The organism is Halomonas jincaotanensis, from assembly GCF_018448785.1.
In the GTDB taxonomy this organism is placed as follows: domain Bacteria; phylum Pseudomonadota; class Gammaproteobacteria; order Pseudomonadales; family Halomonadaceae; genus Halomonas; species Halomonas jincaotanensis.
Genome location: NZ_JAHCLU010000028.1, coordinates 1 through 20,746, shown reverse-complemented (window position 1 = coordinate 20,746; position 20,746 = coordinate 1). Strand labels below are relative to the sequence as shown.

The following is a 20,746-nucleotide window of genomic DNA, read 5'->3' as shown; positions in this document are numbered from 1 at the left end:
TTCTTCCCCTTTACTCCCCGAGCCGGCGGACCATGTCCGCCATGCATCATCTGGCAGTGCCGTCGCGATCTCGTCGGCTGCCCGCGTCTACTGGAAGCTCTTCCACACGAGGTCTTGTTGACCTCTTCTTGTCACGACCGCCGTTGCTACGCACCCCAGGTCACCACGATCCACACATCCAACAGTGCATTGCTATTGAAGAATAGAGGCAGGTCTCCTGTAGGCTGGGCCGGCAATGGCACGTTTTGCAGCCGACCCACGAAGAGGTTACCGAATGCCGTGTTCTTAACCAACGGATCAGACTGAACCCCTGCCCCGTTGCCGGCGCCTTCGGCGACCTCGAGGCTGTTCGGCGGTTCCGATACTCCGGGGCGGGCCAGGATATCCACACGCGTCACGGTTTCCAGGCGACCGCGGCTCCAGAAAGGGTAGTGCTCGTCGCGCAGTGGGAGCGTCAGCTCGAATCGCTGGTTGGGCACGACTGCCTGCGTGGTGAAGCGTGACCACTCCGAGGGAAACTCGTGCCGCACGGAGAAGAGCCGGACCGAGCCGGCCGCCTGCGACTCCGTGATCAGCTCGTCCAGGTGGGCGAGGGCCCCATTCCGTAGCAGTCGTCCACCATCGCGGGCGGTATAGCGAACGTGCAAGATAACGTCGCTGACCGTGCTGTAGTCGAACTGTGCCGGTTCCTCCTTGCTTGGGTCCGCGGGCAATTGCAGTTGCCACTCACTGATGGCGCCCGAGTTCTCAAAGGGCAGGTAGCGCTCATCTCGAAGGTTGGTCTCGAACAGACCGCTGTCGTTCTGCGCTGAGCTCGTGACGATGGATTGCAGGCTGCCAAAATAGTCACTGTAGCGCTCATCGTTGGCGTCAATACGAGCATATTGATCGCCGACCACGGCGGTCTTACGGATGCTGCTCTTGAGCAGGGTGAGGGTGCAGTTAACGCTGGCGTAGGGACCTGTCACACAGGGAATGCTCACCGCGACCGTCTTGATGCGCCGGAAGTAGTGACCTGGGCCGTCCATATCGAACAGGGACTCTGGCAACCGCAGTGTGCAACGGCCCGTAGTGCGCAACTGCACGAGCGCCAAAGGATCCACTTGCAGCATACTGACGTGTTTGGTCAGCTCAAGCTCGCGCTGGTTTTGCTCATGGTAGGCCATCTCCATCCGCTTGACGTCGAGATAGAGTGCCTCGCCGGATAGCAACCCCTTGCGGCCGCCTTCCCAGTAATTGAACTTGACGAGCGTCTTGTTATCGAGTTCGGGCCGCATCAGCTCGCGCTTCATCGTCTGCTCGGATCGATGTGCAACGTCAAAGGCGAAACGGTAATACTCATAGTAGAGGCGCGAGAGCTCGCCCTGCATCCAGGCATAGAGCTCGGCGTTGGTGAACTTCTCCCGCAGGAAGCGGTCCATCTCCTGCGCGTGCTCAATCTGCTGCAGCACGTTTCGGTACTCCCGGTGCGCGATCTGTTCGGCGATGAGGGAGGAGATGACTTGCCGCCCGATCTGGCGCAGCTCGTGGGCGGCTGAGTTGGCCTGCAAGGTCCAGTCGTCGACGCGGCGCTCGTAGGTGGCGGTGCGCGAGGCTATGCCTGCCTGGTCCCGATCCCAGGCAGCAGTCATCTGCAAGATTTTCGCAACAGTTTGGATGCCCATCGTGATGGCGGTCCCAACCCTCATATCTACCGTGCCCCCAATACCCCAATAGTGAAGATCAACTTTCGCGTCAGGAATAGGTGTTACTGAGGGTACGAGGGCCTCAAAGATAGAGGCAGCCAAGCCGAGATTTCTGGCCGAAATCAGGTGTTCAATCTCGTCGCTTTCCGAGGTGGTAAGAAAAAGTTTGCCTGGTCCTTGCTCTCCCAACGTGCCGAGTGGCGATGCCCCACCTTCCATACTGAGCTGAGGGTATGCCTGCACGGGAACGTCCTTCGCGTACTGCCCGACGAGCGCGGCATAGGCTTCGTCGAAGCTCTCTTCTGTAAGCTCCCGACGGTCGAGCGAGAAGATGTCCGGGGCGAGGTTGCCGTCCGGCGCCTGACCCAGCAAACGCAGGTAGTACTGGTAGCGCTCCAGTATCACGGCGCGGGTCTTGAGCAGCGACTCCGTACCCTCCTGAGCTTGCTTCCATTGCAGGAAGCGCACCTCCTGTTGCAACTGCTGAATCTCGATCTCGTGGCCCTGCCGCAGTAGTGCCATACGCTCGTCATCGCCTTTCTCTATGGCCGACAGCAACGCGCTTCCAAGGTTCCGCACCTCGGCGCACAGCTCGAGGGCCTTCTGGATCAGCAGTTGGGCGCGCACGGGGCTGACCGGCTGATTCAGCCCGGCGACGATGGCGCCGATGTCAATGCCGGCTGCAGCCGCCTTGACCAGCATGCCGGGGTCCAGCGGCGGGTCGAACAAAGCAAGCGGGCGCACGACGCCCTCGATGTTCATGCAGTGACGGATCTTGAACAGCCGGTCGGCGACGGTGTCCCAGTAGCCGAGCAGTTTGTCGTTGCGCGGGACACAGAAGTAGAGGGTACGGCCGATGCCGAAGAGCGGCGCGGCGGCATCCGCGTCGTCGCTCCCGGTGGGGATGCCATGGTTGAAGGGAAATAAACCCTCGAGCTCCACCAGGGCGTTACCCATCGGGTCGAGGCCCTGCGCCTGGAGCTGCGCGAACGTCTTGGGCTTCACTTTCCCTTTCAAAGGGACCCGCTCGGGCCGCTTGCCCAAGATGTTGGTTGCGAGCACGTAGATCTGCGTCGCCTCGTTGATTGACTCGAGGGTGTCCTGACGGAACAGTTGGTCCCCCCATGCGATAAGGTTGTCCAGGTACTTCATGACGACGCTGTACATGTACGCCAGGTGCCGCGTGCGGGCGACGGCGTGGGGCTGGAACGGCTTGTTCTTAATCGCCTCGTAGCCTTCCAAAATCGTCGCTTTCAGATCCGGCTCATCATCAATGAGCTCGGAATCTGGCTTGCTGAGCAGCGCCAGCAACTCGTCGATCTGCTTGCCGGCGCTGTTTTTCCGGAAGGCGATAAAATTCCAGTAGCGCTGCGGCACGGCGATGGACGTGTCGTTGGCGGTGGGGTCGAAGATGAAGTGGAACCACCGCTGTGCCTCGGCGAAGCGCTGGTTTTTGCTCAGGTGTACAGCGATGGTGAGCGGAATGTGGAAGAACAGCTCCCAATTATAGTTGGCATATGGCCCGCCCGGTTTGATGTCTATCTCCTTGTCGTGGAACTCGGCCTTGACGCGCTTGCTGCTGGATGGGTTTGGCGTGTAATAACTCCCTGGCAGATTGCTCGACGGAGTTTTCGTGACGTCGCCCAGCTCTTCGAGAAACTGAGGATCGAACAACCCGGGTAACGAATCTTTGTTGAGTTTCTCGATCAACTCCCCGACAAAGGGGTGGAAGAAGTTCTCGAATGTATAGGTGAACTCCGACTCCTGTTTGTAGGCCATGTTGTGAAAGAGCTCGATTAAACGGTTGTCGTTGCTCGCGTGATAGTCGTTTTTGCTTTGTGTCCTGGGCGCCATGTCGATTTCTCCTTTCAAGTTACCGAGTGCGGTCAACTTAGAACCGGCTTCCCGACGGACCGATGTTGGCGTCGCCGTAGTCCACGGTTCCGGGCGTGCCGATGGCGGTTGCGATGTTGGCGTCCTCGGTAACGTATCGCTCAAGGGGTGATGGATCGACAACACCGAACCCTGGCTGTCGGGTGTGCGGGATGGACTCCGCCAAGCCCTTCTCCTGCTTCAGCACCAGCTCGGCAATCTCGATTGCCGGTTTGGGCGGATTCAGGAAGATTGGGAAGTTGCTCCACTGAGATACCGGCACGAGATGCTCCTCCGTCGTCACGTAGAATACGTGGCGGCTGTCTTCGTAGAAGAACGGAGGGGTCCAGGTGTTGCCATCGATCTGGTGGTGCGGTTCGACTGATGAGTGTCGGGCGATATCGTTGCTTAGGACGGACTGGGAGTCACCCGTGTCCTGATCGAAGATCTTGAGCGTAGCGGTGCTCGTAACCAGGGACCGCATGGGGATGAAGTGCACCCACACCGACTCCCGCTCAGGCGTACTGTAGCTGTTGTAGAGGAAGAAGGAGGGCCCCCACCCCACAAACCCGTGGCCGGACACGATGATACGCAGGCCCTTCGTCTCTAAGAGGGCCGAGAGTGTCAGCAGGGTGCGGTCGAAAGCGTACGGCCCGCTCGGGTCATAGCCGGATGCACGCGGCTCGAGCGGCCTCGCCGGGTCGGAAGTGCGTGTCGGCTGCCACTTGCCGTTTAGGAACTCGCTCCAGTTCAGGATGACCTTGACGACGACCTTCGGCGTTTCGTTCGGAAAGACCTGGGAAGGGTCAACGTCGGCCAGACTGTCGCCGGTGGGCGACGGCGGCGTCTCCTGCTGCGTCTCCTGCACGAGCTTCAGCCAGAAGAGAAAGAGCCGGTTTTTCCAGACGACCGGCAGTACAGGATTGTCCTCGACGTCGAGGCCCACCTTCTCCCACGGCGTCCAGAAGCCGCCCTCGCGGCGGCGGTAGAAGTACTTGCGGTTCGCGCCAGCGGTGCGGGCGATGACGTGCGCGATGTCGTTGGCCGTGCCTTCTCCGTTCTCCTCGTAGTGGATGCCGCAGATCTCGAGCTTGGCGACCTCTTCCAGCTTAGTCAGGTAGCCGACGAGGGCCTCTGCGGCCCTGTCCTCGGTGATGTCTCCTTGCAAGAGCTCGCTCATGGTCTCCTTGAAGAAGGGCGACTGATCGTCTCTGAGCTCCGGTTCGAGCCAATTCTCCGGCCACAGGAAGACTTTGCGGTTCGCCTCCCAGACCCGGTAGCGCTTCATCCACTCCCACTGCTTAGTCTTTATGCTCGCCGGCGAGACCCTGGGCTCCAGGTTCATCAGACAGCGCTCGATGAAGAGCTGCAGCGACGAAAGGGCGTGACGGATGCGTGAGGTGAGCATACAGGGGTCCATCTGCACGTCCATCAGGAAGTACTCGAAGAGCTTCTCCGGCGTATCAATGTGCGCCGAGGCGGGATCTGAGCGCATCCGGTGCAGGATGTAAGCCACCAAAGCGTCACGCTGCAAAGAGCGCATCGCGTCGTTGATGGGCCTGAGCACCTCCAACCAGGCGCTTTCGTCGTAGCGGGCGCGCAGCGCGGACTGTAGGCTGCGCATGGTGGCGGCGGTCGGCTCGTTGGTCGTCGCCTCGATCAGCACCGCTGCTGGGACACCCAGCTTCTTCACCCACCCGTAAGCGTCGTAGACTCGTCGTAAGGTCTCCACGTGGGCGAGATCGGCCGCGGCCTTGCCGAAGCGGACAAGGAACGCATCCAGGGAAGGCTTCTCCCAGTGGGTGAGGACGTAGAGCAGGCCCTCCGCATCGGTCGCCGCCGCTGGGTTCTGGAGAACCTCTAGCAATCGCTCGTCACCGGGTGAGAGGTCCGCCTTGAGACTGGAAAGATCGAGGCAAGCACCAAAAGCTTTGAACAGCGCGGCGGTGGCGCTGTCCGGGCTGTCCGTCGTCGGCATGTGGTTCATCCAGCCCTCCCCGTCGACCTGGTAGTCCGCGTGGGCGGCGAGGTGGGCCAACTCAGCCGCCGTCAGCTTCAGCGCCCCTGCCAGCGCGGTGGCCTTCAAGAACCGGATGTACGCCTGGCGCAGGTTGTCGATGAGCGTCGCTGAGTAGAGGTACGGGGCGGGGATGATCTCCCAACCGCGTCCGGCCGTCTGCCAGCGCAACGCCAAGTTGTCCTTCAGGTTCTCCACCGTGAGGGAGACGGCGTAGAGCGTGCCGGCGCGCAGCTCAATGGGCGCCGTGTTGCTCCAGGTGCTATCGCTCTGGGCCAGCGCGACCGCCGCCCCGTTCAGCGTGAGCGCCACCGCAGCAGTAGCGTCTGTGTCGATGCGGATGTTGTAGAAACCGTTCTCCGGCGCCTCCAGGTGTCCACTCCAGATGCCGGAAATAGGGCCGCCCGGGGTCGTGGCATTGGGGGGCAGCTTGTTGTTTCCCGAGGCGACGTATTCCAGGTTGGCCTCGGCATCGTGGTTAAGGTCGGGACTCCCCGACGCCGAGGGGGCATAGAAGTACCGCGCCGCCAGGCCCGTCGTTTCAAGGGCAGCGACGTCGTCGAGGGCGGGGCGGCTCACGTCACCAGCCGCGTGGAGAACGGCCGCGATTTCGAGTAGAGCACTCGCCAGCCTTATATCGGCCTCGGAAGCGGCACTGACCGACTGCAACGCCTGCTGGCGCTTCCGGCGGCGCTTCAACTCCGGGAGGAAGGCCTCCAGCAGGGCGGTCCGCTTCGCCTCCACCGGGTCGGCGGAGACCACATAGACGTCGTAAAGTGGCAGCAGTTCCGGGTAGCGGTAGAAGAAGGGCCTGACGACCTTCTGGTTCTCGGCGTAGAGCGCATCCACTGCATCCTTGAAAGTTTCTGTCACCCCGGGTACGGCCTTCAGCGCATCGCGGGTGGCCGTTGTCAGGACGCCGGTATAAGAGAGCCGTTTCCTGAAGTCATCGTAGGCGATATGCCCCGGCGAGGCGTCCATGATCGGCTGATCAAGCGTGTCCTGGTTGTGATCGTACTCTACGGCGGTGACGAAGGTGTTCTCCAGCAGGCCGAAGAAGAGATCGGTGGCATCGTTGCCGTAGACCAGAGCCATACGCGCTCGGGCGATGGAGCCGTCCGGGTCGTCGACGACTGTGAACTCGCCCTCGATGGCCGTCAGGGCGCCGCGCAAGGTACGGGCAAATTCGGTCACCTCCGCTTCGTCCGGCGCCGACTTGCCGCTCAGGTCCTGGTTCCAGACCAGATAGAGGGCCTGCACCGGCTTGACCCCGATGGCGCGCAGGCGGCCCACGAACTCGATGAGGCGCAGGATGGCGGGGGCGGTCGGGTCGGGTGTTTCGAATGGGTTGTAGCCCGTCAACTGGGTGAGCAGGAGGAGCTCCTGCACGCTTAGTTTGAGTTTGCGCGCCAGCCAGCCGCGGCGAAAGACGGCACTTACATTGTTGAGTGTGAGTACCGTGCCGGCATCGTAGTCCAGCGCAGCCGTGATGTGGCTGAACTCGCTGGCGGTAAGCGAGAAGGCGGCACGCAGGGTCTCGCCGTGGTCCAGCAGCTTCTTGGCCGTATTGGTGAGGTAGTTCCCGTACCCGTCTTCTGCGAATGCCTCGTCGAGCAGCGACGCGCTGAGAAACATCTGCCGGTAGAGGGACGATTCGCCGTGGGTGCCGATGGGGGCGAAGGAGGCGAGCAGGGGGAACAGGTCCTTCTGCGGCGCCAGCTTGAGGAGGTCCATTACCCGCCGCAGCACACCCAGACTGGGAAGCAGGATGAGGAACCCCGCGTCGAGCCGCTCCAGGTTTACCGCGTCGCTGGGGTCGTCAGGCGTCTGCCCCGCCGGGTAGAGGGCGCTGATGGCTTTGTCGGTCTGTTCGATGGTCCAGCCGAGTTTCTTCCAGAGCCTGATGAAACGGATGAGGCGGATAAACTCGAAGGATCGGAGCTGGTTGGCGCTCGTGTCGGGGTTCGAGTAGCGCAGCTCCACCTTGTCGAACCTGCAGACATTCTCCGGGTCGGCTGGGTTGGTGAGCGTGAGGAGGCCCATGATCTGGCTGTAGTTGTCGTCGTTCTTCACCCACTCCTTGATGTTGCCGCCGTACTGCGCCGGGTTGAGGCCGGGGGCGAGCAGGGCGTCGAACTCGGCGTCGGTGATGGACCCGTCCTTGAGCGCCTTGAGAGTCGCAAAGGGAACGCCCAGCCGCTCCAGTCGGGGGATGAGATGAGAATTGGGGTTGACGAAGCGGGTCCTGAGGATCTCCACGAGTTGTTCGTAGGTGATCCCGACCCGGTGGGAGAACGATTTGGCGTTGTCCAGCACCGCCCGCCCATCGGCGTCGGCGGTGGCAGGGTCGAAGCCGTAAAGCCGCTTCACCGTCAGCATGACATCGGTGGCGCTGCCGGTAAGCCAGCGCTCGGCCAGCAAACGATGCTCTGCCCGCGAGAGCCCGAGCGTCTCCATCCAGATATCGCGCCAACCGTACTCGGCGTCGCTCGCCCGTTCCAGACTGTCATCCTTGCGTAGCGCCTCCATAATCTCGGCCAGGGGGGCCTCGAAGCGGCCGAAGTACCGGCGCACGCTGTCCAGGGATTGGTGGAAGGGCAAAGGGGGCGGGAAGTGCTCTTTCGCCAGCGCCGTATAGGCGGTCTCGCCGACGAACTGCGGGCTGGCCAGCAACTCCTCGGGCTTAACACTGTCGTCGGTGTCGTGACCCCTATAGCCCGCGAGCGTGAGTCCGTTCGTGACGTAGTACTCCAGCGTCTCGTTGACCAGATCGATGTAGGGGAGGGGTGTGTTGGTGTTCTCACAGGTCAGCGGCAGGTGCTGAATGTCAGGGCGGCGTGAAATCAATACATCGAAGGGTGATATCTCCGTGTTCGGTAGTTGTTCTCCCGGATGTGCACTGTTCCAGTCATCCTGAAACTTGGTCCACGACGCCTGATCGTAGAAGGGATAAGGTGCGTTCGCATGCTCGGATTTCCAAGTTTGTACAAACGAGGCCCAAAGACCATCATCGCTGTACAAGAATCGAAGTAGGTCCACCAGATAAGCCGCCGGGCTGAGGATCGAGCGGCAGTGCTCGCAGGTGCAGTAGTCCATCTCGCCGAAGAGGTTCTCCAAGGTCGCGTAGGCTAGGACGTCGGCGGCATGGGCTGGGGGCGACGGTGTCGGGTCGACGATGGAAGCCGGCGAGTGGACGCCGATGCCTGGCGCGCTCCTGGCGGTGAGGAAGGTGAGCGCGACGTTCAGCACCGCCGTGTGCACCTGCTGCGCCTTGGCGTGGACCAGCCGCGCATTCTGCTCGCCCCCGACGTCATCTTTGAAGGCGCGGAGGAACTCGTCCCGCTCGTAGCGCACCACGGCGTAGGCCGAGTCGATCCCCTTCTTCAGCAGCCCGTTCATCGACTCGTCGTCAGGCGTGATCTGGTAGACGCGCTGGATGCGGGTCACCTCCCGCGCCACCTCAGGGGCCACCTGCAGGTTGTTGCGCGCTACGTACTGAGCAACGGGCTGCATGCCGATCTCGAACTTGTCTTCATGTTGAGTGAGGAACCCGTGTATAGGGCTACGAGCATCCGCGGCGACGACCGGTGTCTCTCCGCTCTTCACCATCTGTGCCACGGTCGCCGTCGGGAAGCTGAACCGCAGCTGTGCAGCCAGCAATTCGGCGTAGCGCTCGCGCTTCTCGCTTTCGTCCCTGCCGGGGACTTCCGAAGGGATCCGATCACTGCCGATGCTTTCGAGCCACTTGGCGGCGCGGTGGAAGCCTTGGGCCACCAACTGAGCGCTGTCTTGCAGCCCATTCTCACCTGCAGCCGCGTGCAGCTTCTCGATCAGCGGGGCGTTGCTCATGGTGAGATAGGCGAGTTGCCCGTCCAGCTTGAGCTGCTTCATTGTTGCGTCGCCGAGAGTCCCCTGCACCTGTTGCCAGAAGGCCTCCGGGTCGTGTCCGTGATGGACGTACAGGTCCGCGACCTGCTGTTGCTGTCGAGTGTCACTAAGGGAGATCGCGAGGAGATCCTTGAACGATGAGAGCCCTGCGAGCGCCGGACCTTCCAGCAACTGCTGGCTTGCCACGCGTTGGAACAGTTTCATAGCCTCCGGCAAGCGGTCGTGCAGATTGCTTGGGATCACGTTCTGCTTGAGCGCCTGGTTCCAGATGCCCTCGACAGTTTTGGAATCCGTGCGGTAGACGGCCGCTTCGTTTGCAGGCACTCCCGAGCGGAATAGCGCATAGAAGAAGGGCGGCTCGATGCGCACATTCGCGCCCGCAAACGCCGTCTTCGCACTGAACTGGTCGGCGAGCGCAGTGAGGGCGACAGCACGGGCATCCCAGCCGGACTTATTGGCAAGATACGTGATGTCCTGACGCTCGTCCGTCTCCTGTAGATCGCTGAGCTTGCCCTTGTAGTGCATGGAAAGGGCGGAAGCCAGCGTCTCGTGCTCGGACCGCAGGTTGCTCGATGCCTTCTCATCCAGAAGGATATTCAACGTTTCCTGGGTCGAGGCGTCGTATCGGACCTCGGAAGCCGCGAGAAACTGATTGCCGGAAAAGACCCGCGATTGCAGATCTGGCTTCTCCTTGCCGCGGCGCCTGAGCTCGGCCTCGGAAAACGAAACCGCATAATAGCCCCGCGCATCGGTTTGCGCCTCGGCGAGAGTCCCATCACTGCCGACCGCTTTGTCCACCACTACAACGCGCAGGCCATTCAGGGCGGCACTGACCCGGCTCACGACGCGGCCCGTGACCTGATACTCTCCAGTGGGACGTAAGGCCCCCAACTCTTTGAGCAGGCGATTCAGAGCGCCGGCTGTCGGTTCATCCACGTCTCCACTGACCTGCAACTGCCGCTCTGTCTGAAAATAGCTAACCAGTTTGCTGGTTACGTCACCGTAGGTTTGCTCGTCTTGCTCGCGCTTTAGCTCGTCAGCAATTTCGCGCTGGAAGTCCTTATCGTCGGCGAGGAGGGCGCCGCGTTCCAGGCACAGTTGCAGCGCGTCATGCAGGTCGGCTACGGCAAGCCCCTGCATATCCAGTGTCAGGGGAAAGGTGATCGTATTCATGGTTCAGGTCTCCAGCCATTCCGAGCGCTAATCGGCTCGGGTGGCTTACGTTTCGAGAGGGTGTGAAAACCATTTTTCTGCGTACCGGCCAGGAAAGTGACCAGTGTGGATTGCCGTTGAAAATGCCTTGGGCTTACACAGCGCTGACACCTTCGCTTGGGGCAGCGAGACGTTTACAAGCATGGACGCGTCGGGATGGGGAGATTACTTTCAGCCGGCATACAATCTTTTCTCTGTCTTTTTAGGCCTTCTCGGTCTCGACGTAACCTGGCCTGCAGGGTGCTGGGGGACTGCTGCTTTAACTTTTCGGTCCGGACCGTGGCGACGTTGCGTTCGCCTTTGGACATCAGCCAGATCAGGGTGTGGGCGGGGTACGGTTGGCGAATCGCGTGATCTGCGCATTTAGCGCATAGCAACCCGAGGCCAGTCGTGAACTCTTCCAATCATGAGCCAAGCAGCAAGACCAGGTGGCTGAGGAGGTAGCTCGCGAGCAGGAAGGCACCCCAAGCTTGCGAGCCAAGGAGTTTGTCATAGCGATCCGCCTGCACAACCGAGCCCACCTCTCCTATCAGCAGATAAGTGAGCAGCGCGCCCGGCAGCAGGATGGAGAAAAAATCCATCAGGCTGGTGAAGAATTTCTGAGGGTCGAAATTCATCGGGTTGGTGCCTTCCGTTTCATATGCGTGGTCTGTCCCCCGCTTTCCGGCTCCGCCGACAACTCGCGCCGAGCGGGTTCGTCGTTGGCCAGGGGGACGCCGAGCTCCAGGCATTGCTGCAAAACATCCTGTAGATCTTCCACGGCTGTGCCGCGCCTGCCTTGATTCAGTGCAAACGTGATCTTGTTCATTGGTGTCCTCCTCTGTCCTCTAATTGTTCGCCGTGGCGACTTGTGTCTTCAACAACTGGTATCATTCTTTCTCTTGAACATGCTTTCTCTAGAATAGCTTGCTCAATCCATAGCCGATCAGACCCGCGGCTGCTCCAACGGCGGCTCCGGCGGCCGTCCCGACCCCCGGAACAACCGAGCCGATGAGCGCCCCGACCGCAGCACCCGCTCCAACCGACGCGAGAGCTCCTGCGCCCTGTGATTCTTCCCTGCTGAGACCCACTTCCCTGGCCAGGTTTTCGGCTGCATTCCCCACCACAGCACCTGCGACAAGCCCTCCGCCGACGACGGGAACATAGGATGCGGCACCGAACACAGCGGCACCCGCTGAGGCGTAGCCGGCGTTATATAGGGCCATGCCTGCGCCCATAAGACCCAACTCAGCCTCAACTACGAAGGGTACAAACGTTCTTGTTGCCGCCATTGAAAAGTGGCCAGTCGCCCCGCGCATTATGGGAGCGACGATATACTCCCTGATAAACAACGGTCCGCGACTTCCCGTAGAGCGCTCGCGGACGCGTTGTGCGGCCCAAATTGTCGTCGCTCTTTCCGTGGCTACATCGCCATATCTGCGCTGTGTGCGCTCAGCTTCAGCCGGGTAACGTCCTCGGTCAGCAAGCGTATGTTCAGTTGCATAGGGGCGACCATTGTCACCAACCCCTCCTGTGCCACGCACATTACTGATTGGATGCAGGAACCGCGGGTCGTTGGTGATCCTTGGATGCGTATTGGTGCGTGCCCCCTCGCGCCACTTCTGCGGATGCTGAACGGCTGTCTGCCTGCCAGTAATTCCGTGCCTCTGTCTGTACGCACTTCTGGCGGCGCTCTCCTCTCTCGCGAAATCGGTATTTTCCGGAGCCGAGGTGATATCCAGTTTCGGAATCGGACTGGTCGGGTAGGTCGGCGAGGGCGGCGGCGACGGATCAAAAGCCACTCGAGGTGGGATCGGTGCCGAGCTCTCGCGAGCATGGGGTGTTTCAGTTTCCGTACTTGCGGGACTGCCGTCACCCTCGCCTTCTTCGATCCTCTCCAATATGTCCCAGTATCCGCCGGCTCGACGCGTCCAATGACGGGTATAGTTTTCATCGTTGATGCCCTCCCTGATCCGGTATCCTTCGGGCACATGCGATTGTATTGTTTCCCACGACGCATTCCGTCCGAGCTGCCTGCTTCTGACCGGCACGTCATCCATGCCATTGGGGTCATGGGACATCACCGGGTTATTCGAACAGTAGCGGTAGAGATTCAGGCCGCTTGCGAAGCCTGCTGGATCGCTGCTCGTCCATCTTCCCAGCCACGGCACATAATATCTCGCCCCAAAGTAGTACAGCCCTGTTTCGTCATCCTGTTCCTTGCCGCTGAACCGATACCGTTTCAGACTCAGATCGAACCCTGGTTTGGCCGAGCGATACGCCGTCGTGCCGTAAGGGTGGTATTCTTCATAGGAAATCGGATTACCAACTTCATCTGTCTCCAACGTCGCCGAACCAAGGTGATTCGTGTACTGGTAACGAATGAGTGCGACGCCGAGCGGGTTGGCCGGATCAGCGTTGTCGTCATCGCGCGTTTTCGTATCGACCTGCGCAATGTGCCCGGTGTTGTCGCTGATGTGGACCGTCGAGCGCTCGAACCGCAGTTCATTGGTATTCCGCCGGCGCCGGCGGAAGATCATGATCGCGCCGAGGAAGATCCACTCGAGCTTCAGGTTGCCGTCGCGCTCGATCACCTTGCGCATTCGCTGACCGCCCAGGCCATAGACGTAATACGCGTTTCCGCCGCCTCCCAGGTCCGCGTGCCGGAGTTGGTCCATGAAGTTCCAGTCCATCGAGGCGAGGTGCGGCATCCGGATCATGTTCCCGTAAGCGTCGTAGTCGTACTTGCCGGTGTAGGGACCCGCGTCCGGATCGCCGGGCAGGCTGGTGGCCGTTAAACGGTTGGTGCGGTTTCCGGGGGCGTCGTCAAAGGCGTGGCGATAGTGCCGCGTCCAGCCGCCCCCCAGCCCCGGTTGCGGATTGAAGTGGTGCCGGAGCACCTTGATGTTGCCGAGCAAGTCATACTCGTATTCCTCGGTATAGTTTCGCACCGCATCGGTATTGTTGAGGTGCGGCAACTGGGGCAGAAAGTCCAAATCGGTATGCGTACGGACTGTGTCGTTCCCGAATCCCGCGAGCTCCCGGCCAGTAGCGCGCACAAGCTGGTAAATCGCGTCGTATTCGTAAAGGTTCTCCTGTTTGACGACCGCGTTGTTAAAGTAGTGGGTCTGCTGCGCATCGTCGCGGATCTGGGTGATGTTGCCGACTGGATCATAGGTGTAGTTCAGGTTCTGCAGCCCCTGCGTCTGCGGATCGGCGCCCGACTTGTAGGTCAGCAGATTGGTCAGTCGGAACGTGTTCGGATCGTAGAAGTAACGGGTGAACACCTCGTTGCCGTATTGCGCGAACTGCCGCTGGCCCTTGGCGTCGTAGTCCTGCTTCTTGAGGAACTCGATGAAGTTACCCTGGCCCCTGATCTGGGCGCGCAGAGAGGTCAGGAAGTTGGCCTCGTTGTACTTGGGCAGGATCATTGTCTCATCGGGCAGCGTGACCTGCGTCGGGCGGTTCAGCGCGTCGTACTGAGAACTGGCGGTGAAGACTTCAGCGATTTCCAACGCAGTATCAGCGGCGGCCTGAATGGCGGCGAGATCCGGCTGGACGGGAAGTGCACTCCAGTCCAGATTGTTCTTGTAATCCATGGCCAGTACGCGTTCCACGGACTTGGGATTGCCCTTGAAGTCCAGCTCCGGTACACGCACCATGCCGGCCTGGTCGAAGATTTGATGCGCGGTGCCGAGCAGATTGAGTTGCTGAGCATTGACCAGGCGGTCGCCGTAGACCACATAGTTGAATAGAATCTCGGCCTGTCCGCCTTCGTGTACAAAGGTGCTGACTGGCCGGTGCAAACTATCGTACTCGGCGCGGAACTGGCGTCCGTGCTCGTCCCAGGTCTTGACCAGCGCGCCCAGCGCGTTCGGGAATGTCCAGCGACGACCTTTCTCGGCACTCTCACCGACGATGGGCGTGCCCGCCATACTGACAAAGCCGCTGGCAACTTCCCGCTGTTCCTGGTCGAAGAGCTTGGAGAAGCGTCCCGTCAGGTCGCTCTCGGAACGCACCGCCGCCGTTTTACCACCGCCGTAGTCCGAGATGGCGTAGTTGGGCCGTCCCAGGCTATCGAAGTGAATTACACCAGGCGTATCCGCATGCTTGGCTGCGAGCCAGGCGGCACGGCGTTCGGGGTCGTTCAGTGGCTCGGGTTGTGTGGCCGGCTCAGGACTGCCCCGGTCTGCATACCACTGGCTTTGCTTGACTGTGTCGTTGGCGTCAAAGACCTTCTGCCACCACGGAGTGAACTCCACCTTGGCGAAGGTGCCGTTCGGGAACACCGTGCGGATGTTACGTCCGACCGGATCGTAGTAGAGGATTGCCGTGACGCCGATTTCGCGAAGTACCTTTTCGTCTTCGTATTCGTGTGTGGTGCTGAAATACGGCTCGTACTGCTTGACGGGCTTGCCTTTATTGTTTAGCACCGTACGTCCGTTGCCCACCCAGCGCGGATCCGCGTCCACCTCCACCTTGCTGCCGTCCGGATTAACCCGGAACGCCATGCCGGGATGCGCCTGTGCCTTGACCATCGCAACGCCACCGCTGCCGTTGGAGAAGGCGTAGCTTTCCTGCCAGCGGGGATTGGCAGCGCCGTGCTGTTCGCGCGCAAAGGTGTGAACATAGTTGGGCTTGCGGTTGTTCATCCAGTTGAACAACTCGTATTCCATCCGTGTCGTCGGGTCGAGCAGCGTGTCGCCGTCCGCAGAGCCGACCTTGCCCATCACGGCAGTCTTGACCACCATGCCTAACTCATCATGCTCGACGGCCGAGCGGTTGCCGTTGGGGTCGGTCATCAACACGGGGCCAAGCATGCGGTAATCGTTAAGCGCCGTAACCACGCTCCAAGCAGCTTGCTTAACCTCGACCTTATCGATCAGTAGCGTGTACTGATCGAAAGTCGCTGTTGTCTCCAAGCCCATGGGATCTTTGGCACCGATCGGGAGATAGAAATGAGCGCGAGGGTCGGCGGGGTAGATCACTGTACCCGATGGCATCCACCAGTTGATGTCGCCATCGAAATGGACATAGCCAGCGGCAGCGAATTCGGCGTCGCTGACCTTTCCCGCATAGTGAGCGGCCGTGACGCCAGGGGTAAAGGCAAGTGTGTAGCTCTGATGGATCATCCCCAGAGAGTCCCACTCACCCAGAGGCAGGGGGTTCAGGGCGTTGTCGAGGAAGAGCGTGCGATTGTGGGAAAGGACACGCTTCTGGGGCGTGACGTCATCCGCGACAACTTCGTAGTCGATTTCGGCGGTAGTGGCGATCTTCGACTTGATTTCATCGAACTGGAAGAAGATGGCATCCGGCGCGATGCCGGTGATTTCGTAGTTTCTGGACTCGAAGGGGACACGCAAGCGATAGGCTTCGACTGGCGCAGCTTGCTCAATGTCAGGCGTGTAATCCGCTTCGGCATAGGTGATGTAGCTGTGCTGCTGCTCGCGTGAGGTCTCGGTGGGAAGAGATGTATCGGCATTCTTGCGGCCATACACGGCAGAGCAGGACTTGCGGGCATTGCCGTACTCGTCCAGCTCCAGACCGAAGGTGTGCGATATACGGGGGTCAGCCGGATTTCGTTCGTAGTTGAGTGAAATAGACTCCCGGCCCACCGGGAAGAAGACACCGTGCCGCTGACTGCCTCGTGGCTGTAGCCAGCGGATCTCAAAGTTGTTCTCGGTGACGGTGTAGGGGTAATCTTCTTCAGCAGAACCGTCGTAGCTGTAGATTTCCTGTCGTAGCGGTAAACCCTTCAGGGCACGGGCGCACTCACGCAGTTCGTTGGCGCTAATCTCTTCCGGGATGACAGGCTCAGGAATCTGCTGTTTCTGCTGGTAGTACTCGTGCCGATACTGATGAAGGATTCGGGCTTGATCGAGGAACGCACCCGTGTGATACCAAGTTCGGCTCGTGACTGGCGGCTGGTTCAGCTCCGGCGCGAGTTCTTGTGCTCCTTCCACGGCCTCCACGCCGATGACATAGTCTTCGAACGCTTCGGTGTCGAACTGCTCGACCATGCCGAAGCCGCGGAACTCGCGCTCCTCACCGTCGAAGTAGCCGTGGTGGTAGGCGTAACGGGTGACGAAGCGGTTGCGGCTGATGCGGTCGTAGGTCACGACGCGCTCGACCACGTGCACCGGAAACGGCAGCCGGGTGATCCAAGGCTTGCCGTCGCGTTTGTCCTGCAGGTAGAACTTCGTCGAGGGCGCGTAATCGACGCGGGTTTCGGCGCCGAGGTTGTTGATGGTCTTGATCAGCAAGTGCGGTTTGCGGCGGCCCATCAAGTTGACGTAGCGCATCTGCCGTCGCCCATCGCCGGGCAGGGGCGATGACCAGACCAGGCAGGCGGTGCCGTTGCCGAGCAGGTCGGTGGGCACGATGCTCACGACGTCGTCGATGCGCGGAAAGATTTTTAGCAGATGCGGCTGGCTCAAGCCATTGCCCGACTGGTTGAAGTAGAGACGCACGCCGTCGCGGTGCAGGTAAATGATGTCGGTGGTGCCGCTGCCATCAATGTCGGCCAGGCGGATGCGCTTCTGGTCGAACTGATCGAGATTGTCGAAGTAGGGCGCATGATCCATCGTTACCTTGGCGCCGAAACGGCCATAGCCCAAGTTGGGCCAGTAGCAGACCTCACCGTTGCGGATGCGTACGAGGTCGGTCAGGCCGTCGCCCGAGAGGTCGGCGAGATGGATGGACTGCGTGCCGTCGGCGAAGACGATGCGTGGGCCTTTCTCTTCGTCGAGCGCCTGCGCGACGCGCCGGGCCGGGCCGAACCCCTCTTCGGCAAGCGAGGCGTGCCAGACGAAGGCGTCGTTTTCGGTGATCAGTACGTCGGCGTGGCCGTCGCCGTCGAGGTCCACGAACTTGAGGTTCGGGTCGCCGAAGTCGCGGTTCAGGCGTGAGCTGAAGGGGCGGAAGGGCTGCCAGCCTTCCTTGCCGTCGTGTTCGTAGAGGCCAGGCATGGGCCCTTCCAGCATCACCAGATCGGGTTGGCCGTCACCGGCCAGGTCCATGAACTGCGCCCCACTGCCTAAGGCGAGGTTAGGCTTGGTGGCGACCCGCTCGACAGGGGCGAACATTGCTTCGACCTGGGGAGTGCCGTTTTCGACCCTTTCGTTGATCGGGCTAAGGTTGCGCTTGTAGAACCAGGCGCCGCCTTGCTCGGTGAGGACGCCGGGGATACCCTCGCCGTGCAGGTCGGTCCAGCGATAGGCGCTGCGATCCAAGCCGAGGGGTAGGTTCTCGAGGCTCTGCGGATCTGCTTCCTCCACGGTGTCCTGCACGTTGGGTTCGGTGTATTCGAACTCGACGGGCGGTAGGCTGCGCTTGTCGTAGCCGTTGTTGTTGCGGCGATACCCGCTCTGGGTGGCCTTGTGCAGGAAGGTGTAGACCGGGTTGCGGACATCCGTGGGATCGACTTCGTCCGAATAAGTGAAGTCGGTGGAGCGTACCAGGCAGTCGGCTCCCACGCCGTCCTGTTCCGTTCCCGGAAAGTGATGGAACATCAGGACGCGCTGGCAGAGGCGATAGGTGCGGACCTCAAAGCCGGACCGGTAGGCGGAGAACGGATCACTGCGTGCTGGCCAAGGTCGCGTTTCGCTCGGCTGGGGGACGTTGGCGTCGTGATCGTCGTAATCGAACACCACCTCGAACATCCAGTCGGCGTTGCCGATCTGGGCATCGATTGCCGCCTTGTCCAGGAAACGAGGGCGCACACCGGTATTGCCGAGTAGCGGCGTGCGGTTGCCGTAGTGGATACGCTTGAGGTAGCGGTTAGCCGTGCGGCGGGCGTCGTTACGCGGCCCGCGGTTGCGCTCGTGCGCATTGTCGATATCGACACCAAGCCCGTCTTCCGCCTTGTAGCGGTAGAGCACGGCGTTGCCCTTGTCGTCGCGCGTCTCGCAGATCAACCAACGGAAGATGTGGCTCGCATCCAATGGATCGGCGATACGCGAGTTCGCATCGAACCCGTAGAGGGTGAGGATGTTGTCTTTGGAGATCGAACGCCAGTGAACAGCGCCCGGTGCGTCGAGCTCGGTCCAACGCTCGATGCGCGCGAAGAGCCCCTCGATGCGTGGCCGGTAGCGGCGAACCTGGTAGCCGTCGAGTTCGTCTTCGTGAACGACCAGACGGCCGGATGGATCCCGCACCCAGCCCCCTTCCGCATCCCGCTGGAAACCTGGATGGTCGGCAATCCAGGTTCCGTCAGGGTCCTGACGGTACACGGGCACCAGGTCTTCGGCGCCGGAGAGAATGAGGACGTCCGAGTCCTCCGCATCGCGGTACTGTGGCAGTCCCTTGTCGGTCTTGCGGGTGATCGACGGCAGGGAAAGCGTCCAGCCGAAGCCAAACGGCCCATTTCCGGCACCGGAATCATAGGTCAGTGCAAGCTGAGGGCCGAAGCCCGAACGCCCCGGGCTGGTCGCGATAGGCACGGACATGGAACCCGTGCCCGTGACCGGATTGGCGGCGAACTTTTCACCCATGCCGCCGATAGCCCCACCGCCCTTGGGCAGGGAGATGGAGGGAACCGCGGGCTTCTGCTCTTCGCCGCCCTGCGCTTGCGCAGTCTCCTCGTCAGTCATGGGTCACCTCATGTCATTTCAATCGATCACCGTGAAGCGGGTGACCTGAGGTCAATATTGGGTAGCGACAGGGTCTTGGTTGATCAAATGATCTATAGGAGTGATTCGTTGCTGGCTGCCAAAAATGGCGTCGCTAACTCAGCCAGTTGACGCTGGCGTTATCAGGACAAGGCTTCTGGCCACATAAGACCCAGTACAACTAGCTGGCCACGCTGACGCCAGAGCAGAAGGAAGGAAGGAGGTATTGGTTGCCACTCATGAATTCCTGCGGTGGGGCCGGATGTCATACCGATCGTGCCTGGGAGTCTCTGACGCCCTCGGTTATTACGCTCTGCTTTGCATGGCATGCTTACGCGGCGTGAAGGGCCAGCGCTGGCGGAACTGGCTCGGCACGATTCCGACGACGATAAACCAAGCACCAGATCCATCAATCACTCATTGCAGCGATGAAATAATGGCAGGACAGGCGGGTTGAGTTATGCCACGAGCGGGGGATCAAACACCGGACCCGAAGCTTAGGCACTAAATAAACCATCCAGATATATAAATATACTGGACAACAGTTTCGCTGGCGTATTAAGTCCGCTCGGCCAGGTTAAGCATTTTGAAACGCAATCAAGCTACCGCCCACACCCTGCACAAGAGGTTGGGGGCCCTAAGTACCATATAGCTAGTCGGTCTTGTCGCTATCATCATACTCGTGCGTTACTCAGCCATCTTAAGCGGACTCTATAACGTCAAGGTAGGAAGCAGGCGGAGGGTTCGCAACAGAAAAGTACCAGAATTTTTGGCCATTGATCTCTTCTGCGTCATCCTCCAGCCCTAGCCGTTGGGCCTGCTCGGCGATGCTTTCCTATGTGTAGGGTCCTTGATGATCAAATGAGCGATAGGAGCTATCCTCTGCTGGCAGCAAGAGCGCTTCTCGCGCAGTTCATTCAGGAGCAGGGACATGGACATCAAGCTGCATCAACAAGCCACCACGACACCGAAGATCCCTGCCGAGACCAGGCGCGGCACCCACCAGCCTCAGCGAGCTGACCGCCAAGCTTGCTGAGCAGCGTTTATGCCGTGTACCGAGATCGATAGCTAGTAATTTGCCCCGGTAGACGATCCGAAAATGGGCAGTATTAATGGCTATCTTAGAAATCACCGGTGGTATAGCGCCGTCACCTGCGCAGCGGACGCTCGTCCGCTGCAGTTGCTGGCTTCAATCTGGTCGCAGTTTGGTCGCAGACTGCAGCTACTCTACGTTGTGTGTGTAAGCAGTGTAAGTGTTCAAGCGGTTGATTTATCGACAAATGCCCGTAGCAAGCGCGGCCTAGAAATGTCGAAAAACGGATTCAAAATCCGCCGTTAGTGATAGCGCGATGGCCCGAGTTCGGCATCGCACCACTTTTAGTCAGTGATCCATGTTCTTGAGGGCTCAGAGAGATGGACCCAAGGGGCTGGACAGGGATTGAGGCCGGCTAAGTAGAGTCTTCTGACGTAGACTGCTCGACAGA

The 20,746-nt window shown here is 60.5% G+C and carries 5 protein-coding genes; all 5 read right to left on the bottom strand.

The genetic code is table 11. From position 1 onward, the window contains the following. Positions 1-146 precede the first annotated feature (146 nt). Positions 147-3,539, bottom strand: coding sequence for a Tc toxin subunit A-related protein (locus KG088_RS17640; protein ID WP_213827668.1), 3,393 nt, complete (start codon positions 3,537-3,539; stop codon positions 147-149). A 37-nt stretch (positions 3,540-3,576) separates the two neighbouring features. Next, positions 3,577-10,635, bottom strand: coding sequence for a neuraminidase-like domain-containing protein (locus KG088_RS17635; protein ID WP_213827666.1), 7,059 nt, complete (start codon positions 10,633-10,635; stop codon positions 3,577-3,579). 443 nt (positions 10,636-11,078) lie between these two features. Further along, the gene (locus tag KG088_RS17630; RefSeq protein ID WP_213827664.1) at positions 11,079-11,291 is read right to left on the bottom strand and encodes a hypothetical protein; all 213 of its coding nucleotides are present in this window, start codon (positions 11,289-11,291) and stop codon (positions 11,079-11,081) included. Further along, entirely contained in the window at positions 11,288-11,482 is a 195-nt protein-coding gene (locus KG088_RS17625; RefSeq protein ID WP_213827662.1) for a hypothetical protein, read from the bottom strand. The genes KG088_RS17630 and KG088_RS17625 overlap by 4 nt, the downstream gene beginning before the upstream one ends. An 88-nt stretch (positions 11,483-11,570) precedes the next feature. After that, a complete protein-coding gene (locus KG088_RS17620; protein ID WP_213827660.1) occupies positions 11,571-19,244 on the bottom strand; it encodes a SpvB/TcaC N-terminal domain-containing protein in 7,674 nt (2,557 codons plus the stop codon). Positions 19,245-20,746 lie beyond the last annotated feature (1,502 nt).

Excerpts from the sequence above, each read along its gene's own strand:
- KG088_RS17640 (WP_213827668.1), bottom strand. The coding sequence starts at position 3,539 with ATGGCGCCCAGGACACAAAGCAAAAACGACTATCACGCGAGCAACGAC.
- KG088_RS17635 (WP_213827666.1), bottom strand. The coding sequence starts at position 10,635 with ATGAATACGATCACCTTTCCCCTGACACTGGATATGCAGGGGCTTGCC.
- KG088_RS17630 (WP_213827664.1), bottom strand. The coding sequence starts at position 11,291 with ATGAATTTCGACCCTCAGAAATTCTTCACCAGCCTGATGGATTTTTTC.
- KG088_RS17625 (WP_213827662.1), bottom strand. The coding sequence starts at position 11,482 with ATGAACAAGATCACGTTTGCACTGAATCAAGGCAGGCGCGGCACAGCC.
- KG088_RS17620 (WP_213827660.1), bottom strand. The coding sequence starts at position 19,244 with ATGACTGACGAGGAGACTGCGCAAGCGCAGGGCGGCGAAGAGCAGAAG.